Origin of the sequence: Thermoleptolyngbya sichuanensis A183 (assembly GCF_013177315.1) — a bacterium.
Lineage (GTDB): Bacteria > Cyanobacteriota > Cyanobacteriia > Elainellales > Elainellaceae > Thermoleptolyngbya > Thermoleptolyngbya sichuanensis.
Genome location: NZ_CP053661.1, coordinates 1,508,964 through 1,534,183, shown reverse-complemented (window position 1 = coordinate 1,534,183; position 25,220 = coordinate 1,508,964). Strand labels below are relative to the sequence as shown.

At 55.9% G+C, this 25,220-nt stretch carries 19 protein-coding genes; 12 read left to right on the top strand and 7 right to left on the bottom strand.

Annotated features, from left to right (window positions below):
- Positions 1 to 160: 160 nt before the first annotated feature.
- From HPC62_RS06510 to HPC62_RS06500, 3 genes are all read right to left on the bottom strand, one after another.
- Positions 161 to 820, bottom strand: a complete 660-nt coding sequence (locus HPC62_RS06510; RefSeq protein WP_172354286.1) for a PTPA-CTERM sorting domain-containing protein — start codon at positions 818 to 820, stop codon at positions 161 to 163.
- 700 nt (positions 821 to 1,520) lie between these two features.
- Positions 1,521 to 2,594 carry a threonine aldolase family protein gene (locus HPC62_RS06505; RefSeq protein WP_172354285.1) on the bottom strand — a complete coding sequence of 358 codons (1,074 nt, stop codon included), beginning with the start codon at positions 2,592 to 2,594 and terminating at the stop codon, positions 1,521 to 1,523.
- A gap of 60 nt (positions 2,595 to 2,654) precedes the next feature.
- A complete protein-coding gene (locus tag HPC62_RS06500) occupies positions 2,655 to 3,611 on the bottom strand; it encodes a tetratricopeptide repeat protein (RefSeq protein WP_172354284.1) in 957 nt (318 codons plus the stop codon).
- A 390-nt stretch (positions 3,612 to 4,001) separates the two neighbouring features.
- On the opposite strand from HPC62_RS06500, the gene HPC62_RS06495 reads away from it, so the two are divergent.
- Positions 4,002 to 5,306 (top strand): hypothetical protein, encoded by a 1,305-nt coding sequence (locus HPC62_RS06495; RefSeq protein WP_172354283.1) that lies wholly within the window; start codon positions 4,002 to 4,004, stop codon positions 5,304 to 5,306.
- A 26-nt stretch (positions 5,307 to 5,332) separates the two neighbouring features.
- Here HPC62_RS06495 and HPC62_RS06490 read toward each other — a convergent pair whose 3' ends face one another.
- Positions 5,333 to 6,559, bottom strand: a complete 1,227-nt coding sequence (locus tag HPC62_RS06490) for a homocysteine biosynthesis protein (RefSeq protein ID WP_172354282.1) — start codon at positions 6,557 to 6,559, stop codon at positions 5,333 to 5,335.
- Positions 6,560 to 6,894: 335 nt separating this feature from the next.
- Here HPC62_RS06490 and glcD point away from each other — a divergent pair, with 335 nt between their 5' ends.
- The 3 genes from glcD (at position 6,895) to HPC62_RS06475 (ending at position 11,116) form a co-directional block, all read left to right on the top strand.
- Entirely contained in the window at positions 6,895 to 8,370 is a 1,476-nt protein-coding gene (gene glcD / locus HPC62_RS06485) for a glycolate oxidase subunit GlcD (RefSeq protein ID WP_172354281.1), read from the top strand.
- 968 nt (positions 8,371 to 9,338) lie between these two features.
- Positions 9,339 to 9,974 (top strand): hypothetical protein, encoded by a 636-nt coding sequence (locus tag HPC62_RS06480; RefSeq protein ID WP_172354280.1) that lies wholly within the window; start codon positions 9,339 to 9,341, stop codon positions 9,972 to 9,974.
- Positions 9,975 to 10,462: 488 nt separating this feature from the next.
- Positions 10,463 to 11,116 (top strand): SH3 domain-containing protein, encoded by a 654-nt coding sequence (locus tag HPC62_RS06475; RefSeq protein ID WP_172354279.1) that lies wholly within the window; start codon positions 10,463 to 10,465, stop codon positions 11,114 to 11,116.
- Between the two features lie 146 nt (positions 11,117 to 11,262).
- Here the strand turns inward: HPC62_RS06475 and HPC62_RS23040 are convergent, their stop codons facing one another.
- Entirely contained in the window at positions 11,263 to 11,475 is a 213-nt protein-coding gene (locus HPC62_RS23040) for a hypothetical protein (protein ID WP_205369826.1), read from the bottom strand.
- 575 nt (positions 11,476 to 12,050) lie between these two features.
- On the opposite strand from HPC62_RS23040, the gene HPC62_RS06470 reads away from it, so the two are divergent.
- From HPC62_RS06470 to HPC62_RS06455, 4 genes are all read left to right on the top strand, one after another.
- A complete protein-coding gene (locus HPC62_RS06470) occupies positions 12,051 to 12,935 on the top strand; it encodes an SH3 domain-containing protein (protein ID WP_172354278.1) in 885 nt (294 codons plus the stop codon).
- Positions 12,936 to 13,075: 140 nt separating this feature from the next.
- Entirely contained in the window at positions 13,076 to 14,215 is a 1,140-nt protein-coding gene (locus HPC62_RS06465) for an SH3 domain-containing protein (RefSeq protein ID WP_172354277.1), read from the top strand.
- Positions 14,216 to 14,513: 298 nt separating this feature from the next.
- Positions 14,514 to 15,029, top strand: a complete 516-nt coding sequence (locus tag HPC62_RS06460) for a hypothetical protein (protein ID WP_216655336.1) — start codon at positions 14,514 to 14,516, stop codon at positions 15,027 to 15,029.
- Between the two features lie 440 nt (positions 15,030 to 15,469).
- Complete coding sequence (locus tag HPC62_RS06455; RefSeq protein ID WP_172354275.1) at positions 15,470 to 16,222, top strand: hypothetical protein; 753 nt, start codon at positions 15,470 to 15,472, stop codon at positions 16,220 to 16,222.
- A 53-nt stretch (positions 16,223 to 16,275) separates the two neighbouring features.
- On the opposite strand, the gene HPC62_RS06450 is transcribed toward HPC62_RS06455, so the two are convergent.
- Positions 16,276 to 17,877 carry a hypothetical protein gene (locus HPC62_RS06450; RefSeq protein WP_172354274.1) on the bottom strand — a complete coding sequence of 534 codons (1,602 nt, stop codon included), beginning with the start codon at positions 17,875 to 17,877 and terminating at the stop codon, positions 16,276 to 16,278.
- 162 nt (positions 17,878 to 18,039) lie between these two features.
- Entirely contained in the window at positions 18,040 to 19,017 is a 978-nt protein-coding gene (locus tag HPC62_RS06445; RefSeq protein ID WP_172354273.1) for a glycosyltransferase family 2 protein, read from the bottom strand.
- Positions 19,018 to 19,459: 442 nt separating this feature from the next.
- On the opposite strand from HPC62_RS06445, the gene HPC62_RS06440 reads away from it, so the two are divergent.
- From HPC62_RS06440 to HPC62_RS23870, 4 genes are all read left to right on the top strand, one after another.
- The gene (locus HPC62_RS06440) at positions 19,460 to 21,577 is read left to right on the top strand and encodes a serine/threonine-protein kinase (RefSeq protein ID WP_172354272.1); all 2,118 of its coding nucleotides are present in this window, start codon (positions 19,460 to 19,462) and stop codon (positions 21,575 to 21,577) included.
- 517 nt (positions 21,578 to 22,094) lie between these two features.
- Positions 22,095 to 23,084, top strand: coding sequence for a calcium-binding protein (locus HPC62_RS06430; RefSeq protein ID WP_216655335.1), 990 nt, complete (start codon positions 22,095 to 22,097; stop codon positions 23,082 to 23,084).
- A gap of 208 nt (positions 23,085 to 23,292) precedes the next feature.
- On the top strand, positions 23,293 to 23,562 hold the full coding sequence (locus HPC62_RS06425; protein ID WP_172354271.1) for a hypothetical protein: 270 nt from the start codon (positions 23,293 to 23,295) through the stop codon (positions 23,560 to 23,562).
- An 18-nt stretch (positions 23,563 to 23,580) separates the two neighbouring features.
- Positions 23,581 to 25,176 (top strand): choice-of-anchor Y domain-containing protein, encoded by a 1,596-nt coding sequence (locus HPC62_RS23870; RefSeq protein WP_267313430.1) that lies wholly within the window; start codon positions 23,581 to 23,583, stop codon positions 25,174 to 25,176.
- The last annotated feature ends 44 nt before the right edge of the window (positions 25,177 to 25,220 follow it).

Here is a 25,220-nt window from a genome sequence, read left to right as displayed (position 1 = left end):
TGGTTATAACAACAACGACGCGAAAAAGGCCTAGTTAGATCCCAACGGCATCTAACGCAGGCCAGACTAAGAACGAGCAGGCTCAAGAAACCTGTCTGGATGTTTCATCTAAGTGGGCACTCAGTGCAAAGCAGCCCTGAGCGCCCTCCAGCGAACCCTTCTAGGCCTCGGCATCGGCCTCAGTTTCTTCTAGCGCTCCGTCACGGCGCTTCTTGATTGCCGCAATGCCCATACCAATAATGCCAGGCAGCAGCGCTGGCGTGGGCACAACTCGGTAAGCTACGTTGTCGATATTAATCCAGCCGTTAGTTCGAGTAAAGGTGACAGATTCGATGGTGGGGTCACCGACACCAGCCACAAAGCTGAAGTAGTTACCAGGATCCGATAGGCCAAGCAAATAGGAAAGGGTAGTGGAAAAGGTGCCACCGCCGACCAGATTAAAAACGATGTTCATGTCTGCACTAGGACCGCTCCTACCTCTAAATAAAAACCCGAAAGAGTCCCAGGTTTTGTAGTCGCTGGTGAACGTGACGTTGCTGCCGCTTAAATTTCTCAGACGCAGGTAGTTATCGACCGCAGAGCTTGCAGGCAGAATCCGCAGCCTATTACCTGTGGCAATGATATCGCCATAGTCTTCGTTAAACGTATTGTAGAAGCCAGGAGCAGGTGTCTCGAAGTCAATCACGCCCGTTGGGGGTAGACCCTGGCTGAACTTGGGACCAGTGTCCCGGAACATGCTTAGCGCTTCGGCGGGCAGAGCAGACAGGACGGAAACCGCAGCGGCGATCGCCGTTAGAGCAAACGTTGAGGCTAGTTTCATAAGTTGAATGAATGATCTATCTAAGTGGTTTTGTCGGAACAGACTTGGCAGAGCACCACTCGGTAGATCGAGGCAGACGGGCTTTCACGAGAAACGCTTCTGAGGAGAACCCTGTCTAGGTACTGAGCGCCTTTAGCCTCAGTGCTTGTAACACTCGATGTAGCAACCTACACTAGATTTTGCCTTCGATAGCAAGAGATGACAACGCTACAGCCTGAAATTCACGGAGAACTTACAGTTCTTTCACGAAAGAAAATGCGAGATGCGTGTTTCACTCAATCAAATTGCGACGGAACCCAAATTGCGACGGAACCAGATTTTGACGGGTAGATCGCAAAGTTCAGGGCTTTACGAAACGCCGAATCGTTCAACAGATTCACACTGAACAGGTTTATTGAGACAGCCATGCTCAACTCTACGGATACGATTGGCAAGTTGGAGCTTGAAACTTCAACTTGCTCGCTCACTTTATCAAGGCTGTATCAAGCATATCCGGATCTCTGTGCTGAAAATAACTAGATGACCTGGCACAGATTGCCCGAAATGGCGGTGGTTTCTAGGAAAATACCGGGGCGATCGCCCTAGAGTTCGGATCTTACGGAACAATGCCCGTGTGTTTTTTTTGAGGGCGATCGCCACCAAAATCGCCGCACAAATACGCAGGTCATAAATCCCAGCTTTTTGGTAAGAGTTCCCAGGGTCAAGAGGCGATTGCCTCGTCTACCGCCTCGTCTACGATCGGTCGGCTGTGGCGCTGGGCGGCGCTGAGGAATGCGTCTACGTCTGCTTCGGCCGTGTTAAACGCTGTTACTAGGCGCACCATCGAGCGACCGTCCGACTCCCAGGCATAGAACTGAAAGCCGTCTGCCTGGAGTCCTTTCAGGATGGGGTCGGGAAAGCGGACAAATAGCTCGTTGGCTTCGACGGGATAGGCGAGGGTCACGCCGGGAATTTTCCGCAGTCCAGCGGCGAGGCGCTGGGCCAGGCAGTTGGCGTGGGCGGCGTTTCGCAGCCAGAGGTCGTCTGTCAGGTAGGCTTCCAGTTGGGCGGAGAGAAAGCGCATCTTGGAAAACAGGTGGCCGCCCCGCTTGCGGCGATATTCAAATCCGGCTGCTTGCTCCGGATTAAAAAAGAGGACGGCCTCGGCGGCGATCGCCCCATTTTTTGTTGCCCCAAAGGAGAGCATGTCTACGCCTGCTTGCCAGGTCATCTCGGCAGGCGTGCAGCCCAGGCTAACTAGGGCATTGGCAAACCGCGCCCCATCCAGGTGCAGCGGCAGATGGTATTGGTGCGCGACCTGGGCGATCGCCCGAATTTCTTCCAGCGTATACACTGTGCCCGCTTCGGTTGCCTGGGTAATGCTGACGGCGGCAGGCTGGACATGATGCACAAACCCAATTCCGGCATGGGCCAGCGCGTGGGCCAGCGCCTCCGCCGTGATTTTGCCGTTTTCCCCTGGAAGCGTCACCAGCTTTGCACCGCCAGTAAACAACTCCGGTGCGCCGCATTCGTCCACGTTGATGTGGGCTTCGGCGTGGCAGTAGATCGCGCCGTAGGGCGGCGCAACGACCGACAGAGCCAGCGCGTTTGCCGCAGACCCCGTGGCAACTGGGAACATCGACAGGTTGGTTTCAAACAGGTCACAAAACCGCTGCTGGAGCCGCTGCGTAATGTCGTCAGCGCCATAGGGCATCGCGGCTCCGCCATTGGCAGCAATCAGCGCAGACAGAATTTCGGGCGACGCTCCGGTCACGTTATCGCTGCAAAAGTTCATGGGTGGCTGAGGGGGTGCTGGTTGCAGGTTTAAGGTTGGATGTGTCAAATTACGAACCGTTTAAGGATTGCCCGTGACGCGGGATGGCGAAGAAGGGCTGCTCTCGGCCGCAGGACTGCCTGCCGGGAGAGCCGTTGGGCTGGGCAGGGGCGTTGTGCCTGTGGGTGCGTCCGATGGAGACGATTCCAAGGGCGATGCAGCGGTTTGCCCCTGTCCGCCGCTGGCTAGCTGATTGATCTGATCTTTATATTGGGCTGGAGCTAGGGCAGCGGCGCTGTCGAATAGCGGCTTGGATTCTTCGGTGCGTCCGGCGGCTTGCAGAACGAGCGCCTTGCCCAGCACTGGGCGAAAATCGAGGGCGTTTTGCTCGATGGACTGGTCATAGAGGGCGATCGCCTCTTGCGTCCTGCCCTGCTGCGCGTAGACCCGTCCCAGCAGCAGTTGCACCGAAACCACATCGACACTGCCCGGAGCCACTCGATTTCGCTCATCGGCGGTGCGGAGCGTGTCTTGCAGCAGGCTGACGGCCGCTTCGGGGCGCTGCTGCTCTAGCATCAGGTCCACAAACCCTTGCAGCGCGTTGATATTCCCCGGCTGGGTTTCCAAAATGCTGCGGTAGGCCTGGGCGGCTCCTTCGCGATCGCCCACGCGCTGTTTTGCCTGGGCCAGCAGCACAGTGTAGTCGCTCTGGTCGGGGTTGAGCTTGGCCAGCTTTTCCAATGGCTCGATTGCGCCCTGCACGTCGCCCTGGCGAATGCGGGTTTCCAGCAGCCCCCGCAGCGCGGTTTGATTGTCGGGTTCTCGTTGCAGCACCAGCTCATAGCCCCGCGCCTGATCTGCCAGTTCCGCCTGTTGCGACGCAGGAGACGCGCCGGGTGTTGCGCTGGGCGACGCACCCGAACTGGCCACTCCTGACCGCAGCGCCGTCATAAACGGCAGAAACAGCAGGGCCAAGAAAGCGAAGGCGGCGATCGCCATCACCCCGTTAACAATCCAACGATTGCGCTTGTCAAACACGGCCAAACCCCAAACTCAAATAGAAATTCGTCATTTGTCAAATGCCATTCCATTATGATCCAACATCGAAAACATCAGCCGAAATCCCTGACGCGGGGCGATCGCCTCTGTATAAATCAGCAGGGAATAATTATGCCCCGCGCTTTGTCAGGGGCAGACCCTGCTCTATCTGGGTTTACGCCTTGCCTGTCTGTCGGGACGCACCCTACTCACCCTTGGTCGCTTGGCCCAGAAACCGCTCGATCGATAAAATGCCTTAATCAAGACTGGCAGCCAGCATCAACCTGGATGTTAACCTAGTGTTTATTTCCAAGTGGTTCGCTTGTTGTTTCACTGGCATTTACCTGTCAGCGTTTGCGGGTGGATGGGTTCCCGCAATAAGGAGGTTGCATGAGTTCGTCTCGCGCTCAGTCGTCCAAGTCTTCTGGGTCATCGTCGTCCCCCAATGAACCGTCTCAGGCATCATCTGCACCTGAGCTATCCTCACCAGTACCGACCGATATGGATCAGATTTCCGCCCCCGCTTTGTCCAGCGATGCCCCGACCGTGCCATCCGATTTGCCCACGCCCAACGGTGCTGACGCTCATGCCCACCAGCCGTATGCCTCAGAAAGTCTATCGGAGGATGACAAGACGGCTACTGTGAAGCCGCTGACACCGCCCAAGCCGCCCAAGCCGCCTGTTCGCCCGGCCGCCGCCAAGCCCGAAGAAGACCCCAAGCCTCAGAGCATCAAGCCTTCGGTCGCAGAACCCACAGCAACGCCAGACAAACTAGACAGCACAGTAGCTGAGTCCCCAGCGACGACTGAACCCGTGGCGGAGGTGGGAACTCAAGGGAACGCTGAGGCAGCCTCTGGAACTATTGACGCAGGCGTAGCTGAAAAGAACACCCCGCGAAATCACCCCATTCCGCCCGCCAGCGAACCCATGCAGTATCGCGCAATTGGGCTGGTGCGCGGCGTTTATGCCCCCTCTGAGGAGCAGTTTACCCGTGGCACGCTGACCACAGAAGACGGCACCGTGATCGATGCAGTGCTGCTGGGTCGAGTCATGAGCTTGGTGAAAAAGCATCTTGACCTGACCCAGGCTCACCTGTGGGTGGTGTATCCCCGCACCCGCGAAAAGGTGGCCGATCTGCACGCCCAGATTGTGGGAGTCTGGGAACCTGAAAGTTTAACCAAACCCAAAGAGGCAGATGAGCCAAAAACGGGTGAAGCTTCATCTGAATCTGAAACAGTGCCAGAGTCCGCAATGCCTGATGGACTCACCGACGGCTACTTCTCGGTGCGCGGTGAGGTGCTGTCGGCTTCTCCCGAAGAGAATCGCGTTGTCGTGCGCGTGCAGCAGGCTCCCAAAAAAACCGACAAACCTGGTGAAGACAAGGAGCGGATGTTCAAAATCATCCTGCATGGAACCCTGGAAGGTAAAACCGTAGGCTATTTCTGGGATTTGCATGTACAGCGCAAGGGAAACGACCTGATGTTGCAGGGCGGAACGTTGATTGGTCTGGTGCCACCCAAGAAGCGCAAGTCTAAGGGTGGCGGCCCACGCAGCAACTTCGCTCGCAAGAAGCGCTTCCCTGATCGGGGCGGTGCGCCGTCTCGTCCCGTTCGCGCTGGCGAGGGCGGATCGACTCCGGCTCCTGTGCGACGCGAGGGCATATCTAAGCCCGTGAAGCGCCAGAAAGATTCTTAGTGCAGGTTTGGTTCCTGGGGCGATCACTACTCCAGGCTGATTTGCGACCCCAGTCGATCTTGTGCCAGAAATGTGCGATCGCCCGGAATCGGGGCTATAGGTTCCGTCAGGGTAAACTCGCCCGCCTCGATCCACTGCTTCAATTCCTGAGCTATCTGCCGTGCCAGAAAAATGCTGGACAGCGGCGCAGATCGGACACTGCGGCCGTCGATGGTAATGCGGCCTGATTTTAGCTGGGCATAGCTGACCAGCCCGAAGGTGGGGCGCACCCGCCGGGGAATCGAAAAATCTACCACTGGAGCCACCAGATCTGCATCCTGGACGGCGCAGCGTTCTACCACTGCCTCGTTGAGGACGGGCAGCGGCACGCCAATGCCAATCATCAGCGACGGGCCGTAGCCCCTGAAATAGCAGCCCTTGACCCAGCGATCGCTCATTTGCTTGGCATCGCCAATCAGTGCCAGCGTCGCCGCCGGGCCGATGGGTGTATGGTTGGGCAGCCGCTTTTGCAGCGGAAAATGCTGCGTTCCCTCCCAGGCTACATAGCCCACGCCGCCGCCCAGAAAAATCCGCGTGCCAATGCCCACCAGGTTCAAATCTGGGTCATTCAGCAGGGGCGACAGCGCTCCCGGATTGGCATAGACCGCATTGCCTAGGCGTGGCTGGAGCGGGCCTAGGTAGGTATAGAGCGGGCGATCGCCCCCGTTCACGCCCACGATGAAGTTCTGGTATAAATTACGCGGGTTAAACAAGTAGAACTGGTTAATCGTGTCGCGGGTAATCGTTGTCTCCACCGACGCACGGGGGTAGCAGTCCGTCACTTGGCCAATCGCCCGCAGCTTTACAGGCTTTCCGGCGATCAGGTCGGCGATGACGTGGCCACCGCCCCGCTCTCGCGGTACATTGCGCCCTTTGCCCTCGCGCAGTTCCTCCGGATCAGGTGTATCCCACGCGCCGCCCATCTCCGCCATCTGACTCGCGCCTAGATACAAGTCCACCGCCCCAAAGCCCGAATAGGCCATCACGCCATCCAGCCAGCACTGGCGAATTTTAATCGGCGGATCAGTATGCCCCAGGTTCAGCACCGCCCCCGACGATTCCGCAGGCTCAAACGTGCCCGTCGTCACCACGTCCACCGTCTTTGCCACTTGGGCTACACCCAACTCCGCCACCTGCGCCTTTAGCTCCTCCACCGTCCACACTACGGCTGTTTGCTGCTGAATCTTGTCATTGATTTCGGCGATGGTTTTCATAAAGGGTCGGGTTGCAGGAGTCGGGTTGCGGGGGCAGGAGTTAGGCTTCGGGATTAGGGTCTGGACAGTCCCCCTTGATAAGGGGGATTTAGGGGGATCGTTACGCCAAGGGACGGAAGAGTTGGATGGATTTCGAGTCCCTCCTGGATAGGCTAGATAGGAAAAATGTAGGGGAATCTGCATCCTTGGCAACACCTAGCATCTTTCAGCAAAACGCCTGATGATAAGGTTAGGGCAAATTATTCATTCGCATCTCGGTTAATCCCTTTCTACAGTCAATCTTCAGTCAATCTTCAATTTCTAACTCCTTCTCCTACCACTCTGAACCTCTGGCCATGCTGACACTCGAAACGTCTTCCCAACGCGACTGGACCCCGATTTTGCAAGAATTTGACGCGATTTTGGGCGAGTCCGGCGTGATTCGGCGCAAGGAAGAGCTGCTGGTCTACGAGTGCGACGGGCTGACCAGCTACAAGCAGCGGCCGGCGGTGGTGGTGCTGCCGCGCACCACAGAGCAAGTGGCGCAGGTGATTCGAGTGTGCGATCGCCACCAGGTTCCCTTTGTCGCCAGGGGAGCAGGTACAGGACTCTCTGGCGGGGCGCTGCCCGTCGAAGACTGTGTGCTGATCGTCACCGCCCGCATGAACCAGATCTTGGACATTGATCTGGAAAATCAGCGCGTTGTCGTGCAGCCCGGTGTGATCAACAACTGGGTGACGCAAGCCGTCAGCGGCGCAGGTTTTTACTATGCACCCGATCCCTCCAGCCAGATCATCTGCTCCATCGGCGGCAACGTTGCGGAAAACTCTGGCGGGGTTCACTGCCTGAAGTACGGCGTAACGGTGAACCACGTCCTGGGGCTGAAGGTGGTAACGGCGACGGGCGAGATCGTCGATTTGGGCAGTAAGATTCCCGAAATGCCCGGATACGACCTGACTGGAATCTTTGTCGGCTCCGAAGGGACGCTGGGCATCGCCACAGAAATTACGCTGCGGATTCTAAAAGCGCCGGAAACTATCCGCGTGCTGCTGGCGGACTTTTCCAGCGTGGAAGCAGCGGGACAAACTGTGTCAGACATTATCAGCGCGGGCATTATCCCCGGCGGCATGGAAATGATGGACAACTTCAGCATCAACGCGGTGGAAGATGTCGTCGGCACGAACTGCTACCCCCGCGATGCTGAGGCGATTTTGCTGATTGAGCTAGACGGCTCCGAAGTAGAAGTGGACACCAACACGCAGCGCGTCGAAGCCCTCTGTCGCCAAAACGGGGCGCGGAACATCACTGCCGCCAGCGATCCGCAGGAGCGACTGACGCTGTGGAAGGGACGCAAGGCCGCCTTTGCTGCAATGGGCCGGATTAGCCCCGATTACTACGTGCAAGATGGCGTGATTCCCCGGACGAAGTTGCAATACGTGCTGCAAGAAATTGAGGCCCTGAGCCAGAAGCACGGCTATCGCGTGGCGAACGTGTTTCATGCGGGTGACGGCAACCTGCACCCACTGATTCTCTATAACAACGCGATTCCGGGAGAACTGGAGAAAGTTGAAGATCTGGGCGGCGACATCTTGAAGCTCTGCGTGAAAGTAGGCGGGAGCATTTCGGGAGAACACGGGATTGGCGCAGACAAGCGCTGCTACATGCCCGAAATGTTCTCCGCTGCGGATCTGGAGACGATGCAATATGTCCGCCAGGTATTTAACCCCAAAGGGCTGGCGAATCCGGGCAAGATCTTTCCTACGCCCAAGACCTGTGGAGAAGCCGCAAGGGCGATCGCCCCTAGCGCATTTCCCACCCTAGAACGGTTCTAGAGGATAAGATAAGCCTCATGGCTCAACCCACGGTCTGACTTGCGCCCAAGCATCTTCGCCCAGCAAAACCATCACGATCGATACCCACGATGTGCTGATCACAAAAGCAAGCACAGATCCGAATAACAAACGGACTGACAACGAGACTAAGCAGCAGGTAAGTTTGCATGGTTTAACTACACCTGTTAGCATCTTGTGTTCGCATGAAGTCCAAAGCGGGGCTTTGATTGGATTCAAAGCATTGTTTGTCTAAAAAATTTGTCTAGAAAAGGATGAAATGCGCCCTTCAAACTTCACATCTATTCTTCAGATCTAGGACTTACGCAGTTGGACGATTTCTCGCGGGCTGCGCCCACGAGAAATCGTCCAAAACCCAGAAGACTTATCGCAAGTGCGTAAGTCCTGAAATCTTCAAACAAGTAGTTCAGGATTCCGTAGTGTTGATAAAAATCGGATACATCTAAATCGAAAAACCTCAGTAAATTCAAAGGGTCAATTTGAGATTGACGCTTGAAAAACTCGTAGATTATCCCTCTTTCCTTCTTGTAGCACAGGCGACTTGACCTCAGGAATGCTCTCTACTAACCTACGGTCATCAAGTTTTTTAAAGATTTGCTGACTCTGTTCAAGAGTAGAAATAATTGCTGAGGTGTCATTGTTAAGTTGCGTGGAGTAGTGCAGGAGTAGCGCGATCGATAGAGCATTCATTTTCTAATGTTTTATTGCTCCCACTTCTGGGGATTTTGCTTCTAGGATTCTCACTGTTTGAAGGTTTTGGTCTGCTTTGTAGCGCTTGTTCAACTCTAGTTGTAATGCAATACCCTTAACTTCTTTGGGATTTCTTAATAGAGCGAGTCTACGTTCTGTGATTAGATTCTGCTGAGTCAGCTTTATCGAATTCAAAGGGATTTTGTAGTTTTATGACTTCATTTTTCAATCGGGTTCTTGTTGGATTCCTCGCGGGAGTTTTGTTACTGCTGTCTGCTGTAGCTGGCGATGGGGCGATCGCTGCTCCGATGGGCTTCACAACTCCAGTGCTAGCCAAGGTGGCCGAGCCAACGCTGTCCTCCCAGATCAAGAGCTTCCTCGAAACCCTGTCCAGTACCCAGGAAGTTATTGATGACTACGCTTCGGATGTCAGCAAACTCGTGCCGAAGAGTCTCAAAGAAGCTCAGAAGCTGGCAGATGACCTGAAGCTAACTCTGGACAAGTTGGCGACTGCGCCTGCGGGTTCTGCTGAGCAAGCCAAACTCTCCAAGAGTTTTGTTAAAGCTAGCGCCAAGCTGAATGAGTCGGTCGCTGCGCTGGATGCCCTAAAGGTCGAATCTGACACCGTGGCTGATGCGTCTAAGGCTGCTGCAAGCAAGCTCCAGGCTGACCTGAAGGCGTTTGCTGACGATGCTGGAAACGCTCTGAAGGAGCAGATTGAAACTAAGGTCTTCGGTTCCAAGGATCTGGTTTCTCAGGCGGCTCAGGCTATCAAACAGCTTGCAGACGATGCCAGCAGCATCAGCACGGGTTCTGTCGATGTCAAGTCGATTTCTGAGCATCTGGCTGGTTTGAGCAAGGTCGTCGAGTTGGCTTCTTCGCTGACTAGCAAATAGCAGGGTGGTTTATCGGGTCACACTGCTTTTGCAGTTGTGGTGACGGTTGTGATTGCAGTTGTGATTGCAGTTGTGACCTGATAGCCTGTCCTTAGAGCTAATTTGTAAAGGAGCCTGAAAGCCTTGTTAATCAAGGATTTCCGAGAAACCGCTTTTCCTGGGCAAACATGACCTCAAAGCCACACATGCCAAGAGTTTCAGGCTTCTTAAGATTTGCTTCATAAATTAGCTCTTAATCAAGCCTGGGTGCATCTGCTTTACGACAAATGTTGGCTTGAGTTGTTGAATTAGATTGCTTGCTTGACGAACTCGATTTAACGATTTTGTTTGATGACTTGTCCTTATCTAACGCTTGGTTTTCTGATTGGCTGGTCGATTTTGGAGAAGTATCTTATCCGTCCAATTCGTCCGCTTTGTCCAAATTTTGTCTAAATATTGATTCCCGTTTAGCTTTTTGCCCCTCTTTATCTAAATAGGATGGTTTGAACATGAAGAACTTAACGTCTTTAGCAATTCGTTCGGCTGGCGTGGCTGTGCTGCTGACAGGTGCAACGCTGGCGGCTCCTGCTTTTGCTCAAGATCCGGCAGTGGTGCAGACGGCTACCGATTCCTGCATTAGAAATGCTCAGCAAAATGGCTTTGCCCTGAAGGAAGTGGTGGAAGCGGGTGCTTCTGACCGTCCTGGTAAGGATGCGAAGGTGGTGCTGATGGTGACCAAGGACGGCGCAGATGCTCGCCAGACCTGCTACTACAGCGTGGCTGATGGCGGCGTGACGTTCGATGATGCTGTGGGCGCTGCTCGGAACTTCCCTTGGTGGTGGCTGCTGCTGCCGATCGTGGGCTTCCCCCTCTTGCTGGCAGCATTCCGCGGCCGGGATACCGTGACCCGCACGGTCGCCGAAGACCCCCGCTATGTGGGCGCTCGTGAAGTTCGCCCAGAAGGGATTGTCCGCGCTGCAAACCAGTCGGTCAACGTTCACTCTGGCCCAGACGGAAGCTACCGCGTTACCAGCACGCTCTACGACGGGCAGCGTGTTGCGCTGACAGGTCGCCGCGAAAACAACTGGGTGGAACTGGCCGAGGGCGGCTGGGTGCAGTCTCAGTACATCGACGCAGCCTTCACAGGTTATGCCAACCGCTAGGGGCTGTCTCTGGGATTGACTAACTGCGTTTGGACGACTGATTCGATTTCGTTTTCAAGACTGCTGTGCGGCGATGCTGCACAGCAGTTTTTGTTGCGTTTCCGGGAACCCGTCATACGAACAGCCAGACCAGCCAGTTCACCAAGCTAAGAATAATCATCAGCGTATGCCATAGCTGCTTGAGGGCTTTGCTGGCAGGCGCGTTGGAGGTTGGCAATTTTCCACAGTAGCCACGCCAGCAAAATGGCTAGCGCGATTGGAATCAGCAGATTTTTGACCACAAGGGGAAGCTGGAGCGTGCTGGCCCGGGGGATGTAGACTGCGTCGATAAGATAGGCGATCGCCCCCGATTTCGTCAATTTCTTATTTTTCTGCAAAGTTTGCGTAAAACTATCCTGCCTTGAGCGCCGATTTTGGGAATTCTGGACTGTGAATGGGAATGTCCCTTCAGGGATCGCGAGGCATCCGGTGACGCTGGATTCGGATCGATTGTTAGGTTACGGTCACGAGACGCACGCTCCAAAACGCACGGAATTTCCAGGAAGTTTTATGAAAACGCAAATCGGTTCGGCAACAGGTCGGTGGAGGAGGTTGTGCTGGAGACAGGTTTCGGCAATGCTGCCAGTGGCGATCGCCCTCTTGCTCACGGGTTGCCCCACCGCAACAACCCCAGACTCATTATCCGAGAATGGTAAAGCCTTTAGCAATTCAGCATCTCCGCAATCGGTAACAAATTTAACGAGTGCCGAGAAACCCTCAGTGCCAACAGGGGGCAATGGGCGAACCCTTGCGTCGTCAGCAGCAGCCACCAAAAGCAGCACTTGCCAGCTCAAGAGGAAATCTGGAACGATCTCGACTTGCGTCGTCAGCAGCAGCCACCAAAAGCAGCACTGAGGAGAATTGGGCCGTTCAGCAGGCAGTACTCAATGATCTATTGCTCAATACAGTTCTCCATCAAGAATTCGAGCGAGTGCCAGGGCGCGACCCGGCAGATGTAATTCCTTTGCAGGTGGGGGCGATCGCAGTTGTCGAAAACTACGCCCTAGCAGAAGTTTTTGGAGGAGTCGGCGACCTCCCAGTCATTGATGGCTACCACCTGCTCATTAGGCAAAATGGTCAGTGGATTGTGGTGGAAAGTCTTGGGGTTGGCCCAGAGATTTGGGTTGCCCGCCTCACCAGAATGGGGGTGTCCAACGAGACGTTCTCTCGGTTGCTCGACGGGCTGCGGGCAGTTGGCGCAGATTATACGATTTTCGACGTGCCCATTGGAGCGTCAAATATGCCCTGTGTGACCCGACTTGACGACCCCAATCCTCCCACTAATGTGCGGATAACACCAACCACTGCGGGCAATGTTATCGGACAGATTCCTAACGGGACAGCGCTCACAGTCATGCAGCCACTCAACGGCTGGCTCAAAATTCGACAGCCGCTGGTGGGCTGGGTGTCCATGAATCTGACGCGGGTGTCCTGTGGGAATTCCCTGGACGAAGTGCAGCGAAACCTCGATGAATTGCAGTTGAAGGAAGAAGAACTAGCCATAGAAGCCGCCGATACGCTAGTTCGCTATCTCTATCGTGGAGCAGAGGGAACCTCGGCGGAAGCGGCGATCGCCCATTTCAATGAGTTCGCCATCAACGATTTCTACGCCCTGGAAATAGCCCTCAACCAACACACCGAAGAGGTTCGCCGCCAGGTGTTTCAGCGGGTCATCGCTCCAGGAATGCATCCCCAAGCCGTGGCCAACTTTAACGAGGCATTGCTCAACAGATCAGATTCGTCGCCAACCCTCAGAACTTGGGAAGCGCTGAAGCCTTGAGACTCGCTAGATTGAAATCAATTGAAATTGACCCGACGGAACCGCAGAGGACATTTCTAGGAACTTGTATAAAAGTTATGAAAACATGGACTCGCTCAGTTTCAAGGCAGCGATTAAGCAGACCTGCCAGACTATTGCCAATGGTGCTGCCGGGGGCGATCGCCCTGTTGCTCACGGGCTGCCCCCCAAGCACAACCTCTGCTTCGGTAGAGAGAAACGGATTAGATGATTCACCCAGGAATGCCTCCGCTCAGCCAACGGACAGCACTGCCGAAACGTCACTGCCTAAAACCGATCCCTCACAGATGTCTGGAACCCCCAATGCTGCCAAAAGCACCACCAGTGAGCAAGACGCAGTGCGACAAGCGGTGATCAGTGATCCGGCAATTGTTGAGTTTCTCCAGCGTCGGGCAGCGCGATTATCCAGTGATACAGATCCCCTCTCTCTGATTGAAGTTGGCACAATTGCCATTGCTGACAACTACGCGATCGCAAGATACAGCACGAGGGAGGGCGATCTACTGGACTACTACAATGTGCTGCTGGTCAAGCAAAACGGCTTTTGGGTCGTAGCGGATTTCCTCGGCATGAGTACAGAAATCACCAAAGCCCGTCTTGTCTATTGGGGAGTGCCAGAGGGCATCATCACCCAACTGGTAGACATGCTCCGCGCTCAAGATCCTGAAATTTATCTGAATGATGCCTATGATCATGGCGATGCCCCGATGCCCTGCACAACGCAGATAGAAGACTCCAACCCGCCGACCAACGTGCGTCAGTTAGCACCTGCCTCAGGCGTGCTGGGGCGAGTCATTGGTCAATTGCCCAATGGCACCCCGGTGCGCGTGGCCCAGTCTTACAACGGTTGGCTCAAAATTCGGCAGCCGCTAGTGGGCTGGGTGTCGATGGATCTGACGCGGGTGTCTTGTGGCGATTCGCTGGCAGAGGTGCAGCAGAACCTGAATGCATTGCAGGCAAAGGAGGAGCAGTTATACGCAGAAGCCGCCGATACGCTGGTGCGCTATCTCTATCGCGGGGCGGAAGGAGCGTTTGCTGAAGCGGCGATCGCCAGATTCAATGAGTTTGCGATGTATCACTTCTATGCCCTGGAAGCAGCCTTCGACCCCCACAATGAAGAGGTGCGCCGCCAGATATTGCAGCGAGTGATTGCTGCCGGAATGCATCCCGAAGCGCGAGAAAGCTTTGAGCGGGCATGGCGAAACCGTGATCCAGATGCAGCGCCATCACCAACTCTGCAAACTTGGCGATCGCTCAACTAGTATCAGTCTTTCGCTACCGAAAAGGGCTGCATTTCTGAGCTGGTTCCTGTACAGCGTAACGCCTTGAAACCTGCTTGTCACTAATGTGTTGATCCTTGTTAGTTGTTGTTTCCATCGTCTTTGTTCGTCAGCTTCTTCACCCTGATTAACCTAATTTTACCCCAACCCAAATATGGAAAAAGCACCTAAAACTGTTGTCAAACCTTGCGCTAAGGCGATCGCCGTCCCCGCAATGCTGGGCTGCTCAACGCTAGGTCTTCTGTTGCTGTCTGCCTGTAGTTTGCCGATTCGCTTGAGTATGGCATCACCGATTGAATCGGTTGCTGAACGGCAACCGGGAGCAACAACCTTATCAAGCTCCACTGCCGATGTGTCTAGCCCGCAAAGATTGCACGAAGGGGCGATCGCCCAAGCAGACGGGATCATCTTGTCGTTTGAGCAAGCCACCATTGGCGGGATTGCCCTATCGATGAATGAAGCCGCAGTCCGCCAGCGCCTTGGAGAACCCATGAGAGTTTTAAAGGATGAAACAGAGTGCTGCGGCACACTGACAGTTCTGGACTATCCCACCCTCTCCCTGGGGCTGACCGAAGATGGAGTGTTTTCCTACGAAATAACCAGCTCAGAGATGGCAACGGCTGATGGCGTGCGTGTTGGCGACACTCGTCAAAAGCTGGTTGCAACCTATGGTCAGACGGGAACTCCAACCGCAGAGTGGATGTGCTACGTCGTCGAGTTTGAAGGATCAACCCTTTGCTTTAGGCTGGAGGGCGATCGCATTCAGATGATTACCTACGACGCTCTGCTGAACTAAGTCTGACGGTTCTGAGGACGTACACCCCCTGCACACTGAACGCGACTCCCGAAAGAACACCCCAAAGACGACCTTTCCTGCACACTTCTATGAAAACCTGGACTCCTCTAGATTCAAGCAAATTGGTTAGGAAACCACCGCTTTGTCTAAGTCAAATATTATCAATGGCAGCGACATGGGCGATTCGCAAAGCGATCCCTGCGGGAATCGCCCTCTTGCTCGCAGGTTGCCCAACATCTACAACATCTGCTTCTTTGTCGGAAGATGGGGCTAGCAGTGCACCCAGCGCCCCTGCTCAGCAGACAGCCAGTGCATCAGCAGCGTCTACCGAACCATCGCCTGAAGGATCAGCAGCGAAGGCCGACCGCTCGCAGACTCCGGCAGCGCCAGCAGCAACAGCTACAAGAGCAGCTAAAAGTAGCACTAGCGAGCAAGAAGCAGTGCGACAGGCGTTGCTCAATGACCCATCGCTCAGGGAACAGCTTCAGCAAGCTCTAGCAAACTACAATACACCGGGTCGAACGTTGGTGCCGCTATCGGTGGGGGCGATCGCCATTGTCGAAAACTACGCCCTGGCGAAAGCTGAGGGAGACTATGAAGACCTGCCCATTATCGATGAGTATTACCTGCTCAAGCAGCAAAATGGTCAGTGGGTGGTCGTGGATAGCGTTGGTCGCGGGCCCAGAATTGAGGCAGGTCAATTGACGCTCCTAGGCTTGTCGAACGGGGTCATTTCTAGCCTGCTTGATGCGCTGCAAACGGCTGAGGCAGATTTGATTGTCTCTGACACGCCAGTGATTTCGCGAGAGATGGTCGTGTTGGGCGGCATTTCCCTCGACATGACTGTTGCTGAGGTGAAGCAGCGGTTGGGTCAGCCGCTCTCTGAAAGGGTTGAGGAAACGGAATGTTGCGGCAGCTTGGTTTACCTGGAATATCCCAATTTTTCGCTGGGGCTATCCCAGGATGGCGGCGTTTTCCAAATGAATACTACCCATCGGGACGTGGCGACGGGGGCAGGGGTGCGGGTAGGAGATACGCACGAGGCAGTGACCAATGCCTATGGCTCGCCTTCTCTGTCAGATGGCGAAACACTGCTCTACTACATCAGCGGATCGGATCAATCCGAGTCGTTTTCCTTTTCGCTGGAAAACGGTCGCGTCGTGGGAATCAGCTACTCTGCCTTGCTGAATTAGCGCAGTTATGTGTAAGGGAGGGGCGATTGCGCTTTTTTACACACACTTACCAGCTATACCTCCCGTTCCACCACCAGCGCCTCGCCCGGCCGCAATGCCCTGACCTGCTCGGTCAAATCCTGCCAAGGCTGGAGCTGCCCCGCCTGAAACGTGCGGCTCATGACGACGTAGATCGAGGTCTGGTCGCCGCCGATGCCTGCCTTCACCACGGTCTGCCAGTCGTCGGCGCGGAGTTCGTCGGTGATGTGCCAATGCCCCGTGTTGCCATCGCCTACCCAGCGCAGCCGCCGCGAAAAGCGGAACGGCGCGGGCTTTTTGCCGACGATCAGCATTTTTTGCAATAGCTTGCGGATCAGATTTGGGAAAAAGCGTCCCACCGTCAGCATGACCAAGCGCAAAATCATGAGGTTTAGCGGGGTCATCTGCTTTTGCTTGGCCCAGCCGAGGTTGCCTTGAATTGTGAGGTCGTCGGGTTCCAGGTGAATATCATAGCTGCCGACGAGGTGACCTACGGCGTTTTTCAGCTTGCGGCCCTGTTGTACTTGCAGAGAGAACTGTGTGTCGGAGAGCAAGAGGCGATCGCCCCGAAACAGCTTAAACACGCCGCCCTTGTTCAGCCCCAGGTACAGCTCCGTGTCGCCCCGGCGATCGACCAGAATCTTCGCCTCCGGCAGCCACAGGCTTTCCTTGGGGCGATAGTCCACCGTCGGGCGCTGCGGCACAAAGTCTTGCCACGCCAGCAGATAGTTCCAGGTGTGGTGGCCGATGATGTGGTCGTCGGCATAGCAGGGCGCTTTGCCGTTCGCCAGCCCGCGCAAGAAGCGATCGTTAATGCTGAGCGCCTCCGGCATCCACTGCCCCACCAGCTCAAAGCCGTAGGGGAAAAAGTTGTAGGTGTTGCGGCTGGTATATTCGCCGCCAAAGGAGCCGTCGGGATGGATAAAATGCGCTGCCAGCCCCACGGCTTTTTCCAGCGACTTCTTCAGGCGAATATCGGGAATCAGCCGATATAGCCACGCCAGACAGGAAATCGTCAGCGTGTGATAGCCCGGATCGCAGCCTTCATATTCCTGAAACCATCCCTCCGCGCTCTGCCAGGACAACACCTGTTCTAGCCGCTGCGCCTTGGCCGCCTCCCAGTGCGATGTATTCAGCATCCGCGACAATAGCTCCAGACCCAGCACGATCAGCGCCTGGTGATTCGTCAGCCGCCCGCTTTCTTGATGATGGGCCAGCCAGTCGGCCCGCCGCACCAGGAACCGAATGATTTCGTCATTTTGCAGCCCTAGCCGCCGATAGCTCTCGACAAACGCCAGCAGCGAAAATGCCGCCGCCCCGCCCGCCCGCTCAAACGGGAAATAGTCGTCGCACGACCCATCTTTGTGGGCGCTTTTCGCCGCGTAGAGGATGCCCGCCTCCACCCAGTCACGAATTGCCGCCTGTCGGTAATAAGGATTCTCTGGCGCGTCCGTCTCATAGGCCAACGCCAGCGGCAGCACAAATTCCTGCGCCATGCCGCTGGGAAAGTCGATGATTTTGTAATGCCAGAAGTTGCGATCGAAGCAGCCGTAGGTAGGGCTGTGGGGATTGCGATCGCCCAGCGTCAGGATCTTGGGAATTTGGGCCAGCGCTTCGCGGGCAAAGAGGTCACGCATTGCTTCAGGAAAGGTTTGGGGAAATATTTGGAGGGAAAGGTTTGGGGAAATATTGGGGGGAAGTATTTGGAGAAATATTGGGGAACGGTTTGGAGCGACCGAGCATCCGGCAATTTAATCATCCCATTCCATCATTTCTATCCATTCATTCCAGTCCATCATTCATTCCAGCGCCCTTTCCCCTTTCTGTCTCTCCCGCTCCAACTCGATGCGCCGTAGCCGCAGGCGATTTTCCTCCAGCAGTTGCCGATTTGCCGCCATCAAGTCTGCTACTAGTCCAAACATCCAAAGCTGGAAGCCGATCAGCACCAGCACCGCCGCCAAGATTAGGCTCGGCGCACGGGCGCGGGTGGGGTCATCGAACCAGTACAGCAGCAGCCAGCGCAGGCCCAGCAGTGCGCCCAGCCCCATTGGCAGCGTGCCCGCCATCAGGAAAAAGCGCAGCGGCCGATAGAGCATGAAGATTCGCAGAATCGTGGTGGCCGATCGCCACACGTAGGACGGAATACTGCGAACCAGGCGCGACTTGCGGGTTTGCGGATTGGTGCGAATCGGCACGGAGGCGATCGCCATCCCCTTTTGCCCCGCCTGGATAATGGTTTCCAGCGTGTAGGTGTAGTTGTTGAACACGTTAAGCTGCATGGCGGCCTCGCGGCTAAAGGCGCGGAACCCGCTGGGCGCATCGGGCACGTCGGTATTGCTAGCTAGCCGCACGATGGAGCTACCCAGGTTTTGTAGCACCTTTTTGGTGGTGGAAAAGTGTTTTGTCTCCCAGATCGGGCGTTCGCCAACGACGATTTCCGCCTGCTTGTGCAAAATTGGCTGGATCAGCCGGGGAATGTCTTCGGCGCAATATTGATTGTCTGCGTCGGTGTTGACGATAATATCGGCCCCAGCCCTGAGGCAAGCCTCTAAGCCTGCCATGAAACCTTTGGCTAAGCCCTGATTGGTCGAAAAGTTGACGATGTGATCGACCCCGTAGGCTTTGGCCACGTCCACCGTGCGATCGCGGCTGCCGTCGTTAATAATCAGCCATTCCACCACGTCTACTCCCGGAACTTGGCGCGGCAGTTCCGACAGCGTGAGCCCCAGCGTCTTTTCTTCATTGTAGCAGGGAATTTGAATAATCAGCTTGGTCATAGGTTCAGCCCATCGCCCTCACACCCCGATTGCCCCACATCCCGATTGCCCCACGTCTCGATTGCCCCACTTCTTGATTGCTATAGAGGGCGATCGCAGGCGCAAAACAGTTCCCACAGTTGATCCAAATTCCGTTGATCCAGCGTCCAGACCGTTCGCAAAAACGGTTGTAGAAGGATTAAACACCCAATCATAAATGCCAGTAAAACACGAATAGGCAACCGCCGATTTACCTGGGCAGATTCGCTTGGGCAGATCAGTCTGGGCAGATTCGCCTATCGATCGGTCAGGGGCCCTTGCAGTTCCTCCCGGCTCCCTTTGCTAGACTAGGCTAGGTTTAGCCAGGTCAGCTTGCAGTTCAGAATTATCGGAATTATTCGGAATTCAACGACTGCTCAAGCATTCCAGGATTTTGCAACCCTAACCCCCCACCCTTTCCGCCATGTCGCTCTATTGCAGCCAAGGCCACGCCAACACCCCCGGCAGCCGCTTTTGCAACCGGTGTGGAGAGGCACTGTCGGCTGCGGCGGGCGGGCAGGAATTATTGGGCGATCGCTACAAGATTGTGCGCGAGCTGGGGCACGGTGGCTTTGGGCGGACGTACCTGGCAGAAGACCAGAACCGCTTTCGGGAATCCTGCGTGCTGAAGGAGTTTGCGCCCCAGGTGCAGAGCAGCTACGCCCTGCAAAAGGCAGAGGAACTGTTTCAGCGAGAAGCGGGCGTGCTGTATCAGCTTCAGCACCCCCAGATTCCCCGCTTTCGGGAACTCTGCCGCACCCAGTTCAACGGCAAGCCCAGTCTGTTTTTGGTGCAGGACTATGTGGACGGGCCGACCTATCGCCAACTGCTAGATCAGCGCCGCCTCCAGGGAAAAACCTTTTCGGAAGCGGAAGTGACGCAACTGATGCGCGATCTGCTGCCCGTGCTGCACTATATCCACAGCCTGGGCGTGGTGCATCGCGACATTGCGCCGGATAACCTGATTTTGCGAACCGCCGATCAACTGCCCGTGCTGATCGACTTTGGCGGCGTAAAGCAGGTCGCCGCGTCCGTCGCCTCGCAGTATACGCCCAGCGCCCCCACGCCGACCCGCGTCGGCAAGGTCGGCTATGCGCCAGACGAGCAGATGGATCACGGCCAGGTCTATGCCCACAGCGATTTGTATGCGCTGGCGGTGACGGTGCTGGTGCTGCTGACGGGCAAGGAACCGGGGGAGTTGGGCGATTTGTCGGCGGGTACGTGGCGGCAGGGGATCAAGCTGAGTCCAACGCTCAGCCGCACGCTGATGAAAATGCTGGCCGACTCGCCGCGCGATCGCTTCCAGACCGCCGCTGAGGTGCTGCAAGCCCTGCAACCCCTGCCGGGAGCGAATCCCAGCCTGCTGCCCCCACCAGGAACCTTGCCACCCGCCGCCTACGCGCCGCCCTCGACTCAGCCAACCTACGCCGTTTCGCCCCAGCCGCCCGTTTCGCCGCCGCCGAACCCAGCGCCTACGGCGGCGGTTCCTGTGCCTGCGCCTGCGCCCCGCTTGCCTGCAACAAAGGCTCCCCTGGGTGGCATTGGGCTGGGGCCGATTTTGGCAACGGTGGCGATCGCCGCAGGGGTGTCTGCGGCCGTGTGGGGGACGCGCGACGTGTGGCTATCGCTGCTGCCGGGGGGCGAGTCGCCGCCGGACGTGGTGGAAACCGTCAGCCCGTCGCCAGAGCCAGAATTTTCGGCAGAGGAGCGCCAGCGCAAAGCAGCTCTCACCCAACGACGGCAGGATTTGGGCGTAGACTCTGGCTTTCTGGTGCAAATTACCGATAGCACCTTTCACCAGCGCTATCCCGAACTGGGTGGCCGCAGCCTGGGTAAAGGCGAGGCAGATGCAGAATGGCGAGAACGCTGGGATGCGATCGCCACTGAGTGGCTGGATATCTTTGAGCAGGAACTCAGCAGCACGGCTCGGCGCAAACTGGGGAAATATTCGACGAGCGATCGCACGGCCTGGCGAGATGCCGTGAACAAACTCTACGTCAGCAGCCGCGCCCTCAATGACCTGACCGATGCACAGTTTTTCAACCGCTTCCCCGACCTGCGTGGGCAGGATTTTATCAACGCCCCCATCGGCCAAGTCTGGCAGGGCATGGCGGCGGATCAGGTGGCGGCGATGCAGTCGGGTAAAACCCTCAGCCGCATTGAGTTTTCACCCGGATCGCTAGGCGAATCAGTAAGCGGCAACCTCAAACCTGGGGAGGGCAGGGTCTATATTGCCAACCTGCAAGCCGAGCAGCCCGCCCGGTTTGACCTGGAAACCAATTCTGGCGCGGCGCTGTTTTCCATCTACCCACCGACCCCCAGCGCCCAGGTGCCGCCGATCCTGGAAGACTCTGAAACAACCCGCTGGGCAGGAACCCTTCCCCAGAGCGGCTATTACGAATTTGTCGTGGTGTCTAGAGGCCGCGAGGGGCTGCGCTATCGGCTCAACTTGGCAGTCGATCGCGTGATCACAACCCCCGCCAGCCCCGACGATCGCCCCACGCCGCGCCAGTCTGACGAGCCAGTGCGGCCGGGAAACTAAGGAATTAGCAGTTATCCGCTCTGCACTACACCTAAACCGCTTCTACAGGATTTTTGGAAAAGTCAGAAAGCTAAAGCTCTCACCTCGCAAAGGGCGGTAAACACCGGATGCAGCGTGTTATTGAGCGCAAAGCAAAACAAGAACTCATACATTAGGCATTTTCAAATCACATTATGCATTTTCAAATAAAGATTTGCCGAAGTGTTCAGTGATAACTTCTTCTAAAGATCACGTAGTACGAGAAGCGCTTTGTGAAAACCTCAAACCTGCAATGCCATATTAGATTAGTCAGGGTAATTACAGAAGTTCTCCAAAATGCGACTGTTTTCCCTGAGCATCCTATCGCGTAAACTCCTCAGCAACCAATAATCAGCAACCAATAAATTTATGGAAGACGTAGTAGATCTCGAAAATGGCAACAGAGATGACAACAAAGGCAACCCCCCGGTCTTCCCGGTTGACCCTCCTGTTGTAGATCCTGATAGTCCTGGTTCCAGCAATCCTGATGTGGGTTCTGGTGGTGGTCCGGTGTCTGGGCCTGGTGATTCTGGCAGTGGATCGGGCGGTGGTGCTGGCGGTGGTGCTGGCGGCGGCGGTGGTGCTGGCGGCGGCGGTGGTGCTGGCGGCGGCGGTGGTGCTGGCGGCGGCGGTGGTGGCGGCGGCGGTGGTGGCGGTGGCGGTGGTCGCGGCGGTGGCGGCGGTGGCGGCGACGGTGATCTTAACAATTCCAGATGATGGTTTCGTTCGTATCCCCGTGACTGACTGCATCTGCTGTGGCTGCTACACCACAGACACCAGCGTTGGTATTGATGATTTGGTTTCTGGCGATGCCGCAAACAACGTGATCATTGGCACGGAGAGGAATAATACTCTTCAAGGTTTAGATGGCGACGACCGGCTAGAAGGGCTATTTGGCAATGACCGACTGAAAGGCGGCAACGGCAATGATACTTTGATTGGCGGCGAGGGCAATGATCTGCTCTGCGGCGACAATGGCAACGATGTTTTAGTTGGCGGGACGGGTAATGATACGCTGGTCGGCGGTCTAGGCAAAGATACCCTTGAAGGTGGTGAAGGGGCAGATATCTATCGATTTGCAGGCTGCTCGCTCCCAGAAGCGTTAAAGAACTCGACGCTGCGGCAAATGGATACGATTGTGGGTGCTAATTTTCGAGAGGGCGATCGCCTAGAAATTGCGGTTTCCGGCTTCCCTGCCCGTCCCCGCAGGTTGTTCAACGCAGGGCGCATCCAGGCGAAAAACCTGCAAGCCGCGATTCGCCAGGCCTATGCTGATGTTAGCCCGCGCAAACGAGGCAGCCAGCCGCTCGGTACCCAACAGGCCGTGTTCTTTCAATTTGGACAGAGATCCTATCTGGCAGTCAATGATACAGCTCGCGGGTTTAATGCCAAAAACGATATGGTCGTGGCATTTCAGGGCAACTTGAGAACCGTTCTGGGTAGCGACGCTAGCGCAAATGTGCTGCAAGTGCCGTCCTATTTTGCATAGCGGAATTTGCACCATAGATCTGCATCGCTGGAATTAAGTTGTAGGAATTTTTACTGACTGCTGTTTAGTTGAAAAGAAGATTTGGGTAAGCTCTGCGTAGTTTTTCCAGTATGGCGGCTACTCTTTCAGTCGCCATACTGGACACTTTGTAGTAGTTCATACCGCTGATCTCGAGTACGTCGGAAACTAGGGGAAATAAGAAAGTTCTATGGCAAATCTTGCGCCCGTGCTGGACACCTCAGGAGCCATCACTCTGGGGGCGATCGCCGCTGATATTTCCCCAGCCGCCAACCTCGGCATCAGCCTGTCGGAACTCGTCGGCAGCGGGATCACCGATGCCAACGGAGACCCCACGGGCATCGCCATCACAGGCGCAGACAATACCAACGGCACCTGGCAATATTCTCTCAACGGCGGCACTACCTGGATTGATTTCGGCTCCGTTTCCGAGAGTTCTTCCCTCATCCTGGGAGCCTAAACCCTTTACAGCGGACTATTGGGCACCAAACCTACCGACCAGCCCTGGCTAGCCTTTGGCAATTTGGGAGACATGACCGAATCACTGATCGCTGGAGGCGTGAATCTCAATACGCTGGGGAACTCTGCTTTTCCTGGAGGCATCCGAAACTTGACCTATGCTGGATACGGCAACAAAAACACCAGCGGTAATCTGGTCAACTCCCGTTTTCCAGAACTGGATGCAGACCAGGGATTTACAGTTGCCTTCAGCATTAACTTAGTTTCAGAGGCTCGCAGCAACGAAAACCGGGCCGGCTTCAGCATCCTCGTGACAACCCAGACCAACACCAAGGCGATTGAACTGGGCTTTCAGCAGATTAATAGCTCAACGGGCAAGATCTTTGCCCAGGGCGATGGCATCACGCCCAATCCTGGCGGGGAGCCGAACAACCTGTTTGTGGCGGCAGAGTCCGTCAGTTTTAACACCAATCAGGTTGCCGACTACCGACTGACGATTCTGGGCAATCGCTACACGCTGTTTGCCGACGGCAATCAAATTCTGTCTGGACCGCTGCGAAACTACACAGCCTTTGAAGGAGTTACACCACCGGGCGGCACGGAACCAATCGATCCCTACGAAGAACCCAATGTCATCTTTTTGGGCGACAACACGACATCGGCGCGGGCATCGGTGAATTTCTATCAACTGGTGCTGCAAACCCAGACGCGGGTGCGGTTTCAGCCAAATGCTGGATTTAATGGCACGTCGAATTTCACCTTTCGAGGGTGGGATACGACGGATGGTAAATCGAATGGCGATCGCACTAATACCAGCACAAACGGCGGCTCTACTCCCTTCAGCGCAGCCTTTGCAGCCGCGACTATCACAATTCAAGCGGGTGGCACAGGCGGCGGCACAGGTGGTGGAACGGGCGGCGGCACGGGTGGCGGCACAGGTGGTGGAACGGACGGCGGCACGGGTGGCGGCACAGGCGGCGGTACGGGTGGCGGCACAGGCGGCGGCACAGGCGGCGGCACACCCCTGCAAATCGAATTTATCGGCACTGAAAATGACGACACCCTGACAGGCAACGCCGCGAATAACCGAATTTGGGGATTGGCAGGCAACGACCTGCTGGTTGGCGGCGACGGCGACGATACGCTGGTCGGCGGGCTGGGGCAAGACACCTACGACGGCGGGCTGGGGGCAGATGTGCATGTGTTCGCAGGCGCAACGCTCAGAGCAGCCCTGCAAACCTCTCCAGTTCGCAGACCCGATCGCATTTTGAACTTTGGGCCGGCCGATGTCATTCAGTTTGATTTTGACGATAATCTTGCCACTCCTGATCTGCCCAGGAAGCTCTTCAACGCAGGCAGGATTCGCGCCAAAACGCTGCTGGATGCCACCCGGCTCGCCTTTGCCGACAAAAACCAGAAGCAGCGAGGCAAACAAGCGCTGAGGGCGCTGGAGGCGACGTTCTTTACCTATCGAGGCACCCGCTATCTGACTTTTAATGACCCAAAGGCAGGCTTCAGTCCCCGCAATGATTTTCTAGTGGCGATGCCGGGAATGCAGTTTGACGCGAGCGATGCCAACCGGGGTGCGCTGCGGGTCAGCAATTATTTTGTGTAACCATGTTTTGTGTGTAACTGTGTTTTGTTTCGCAGTTTTGTTTC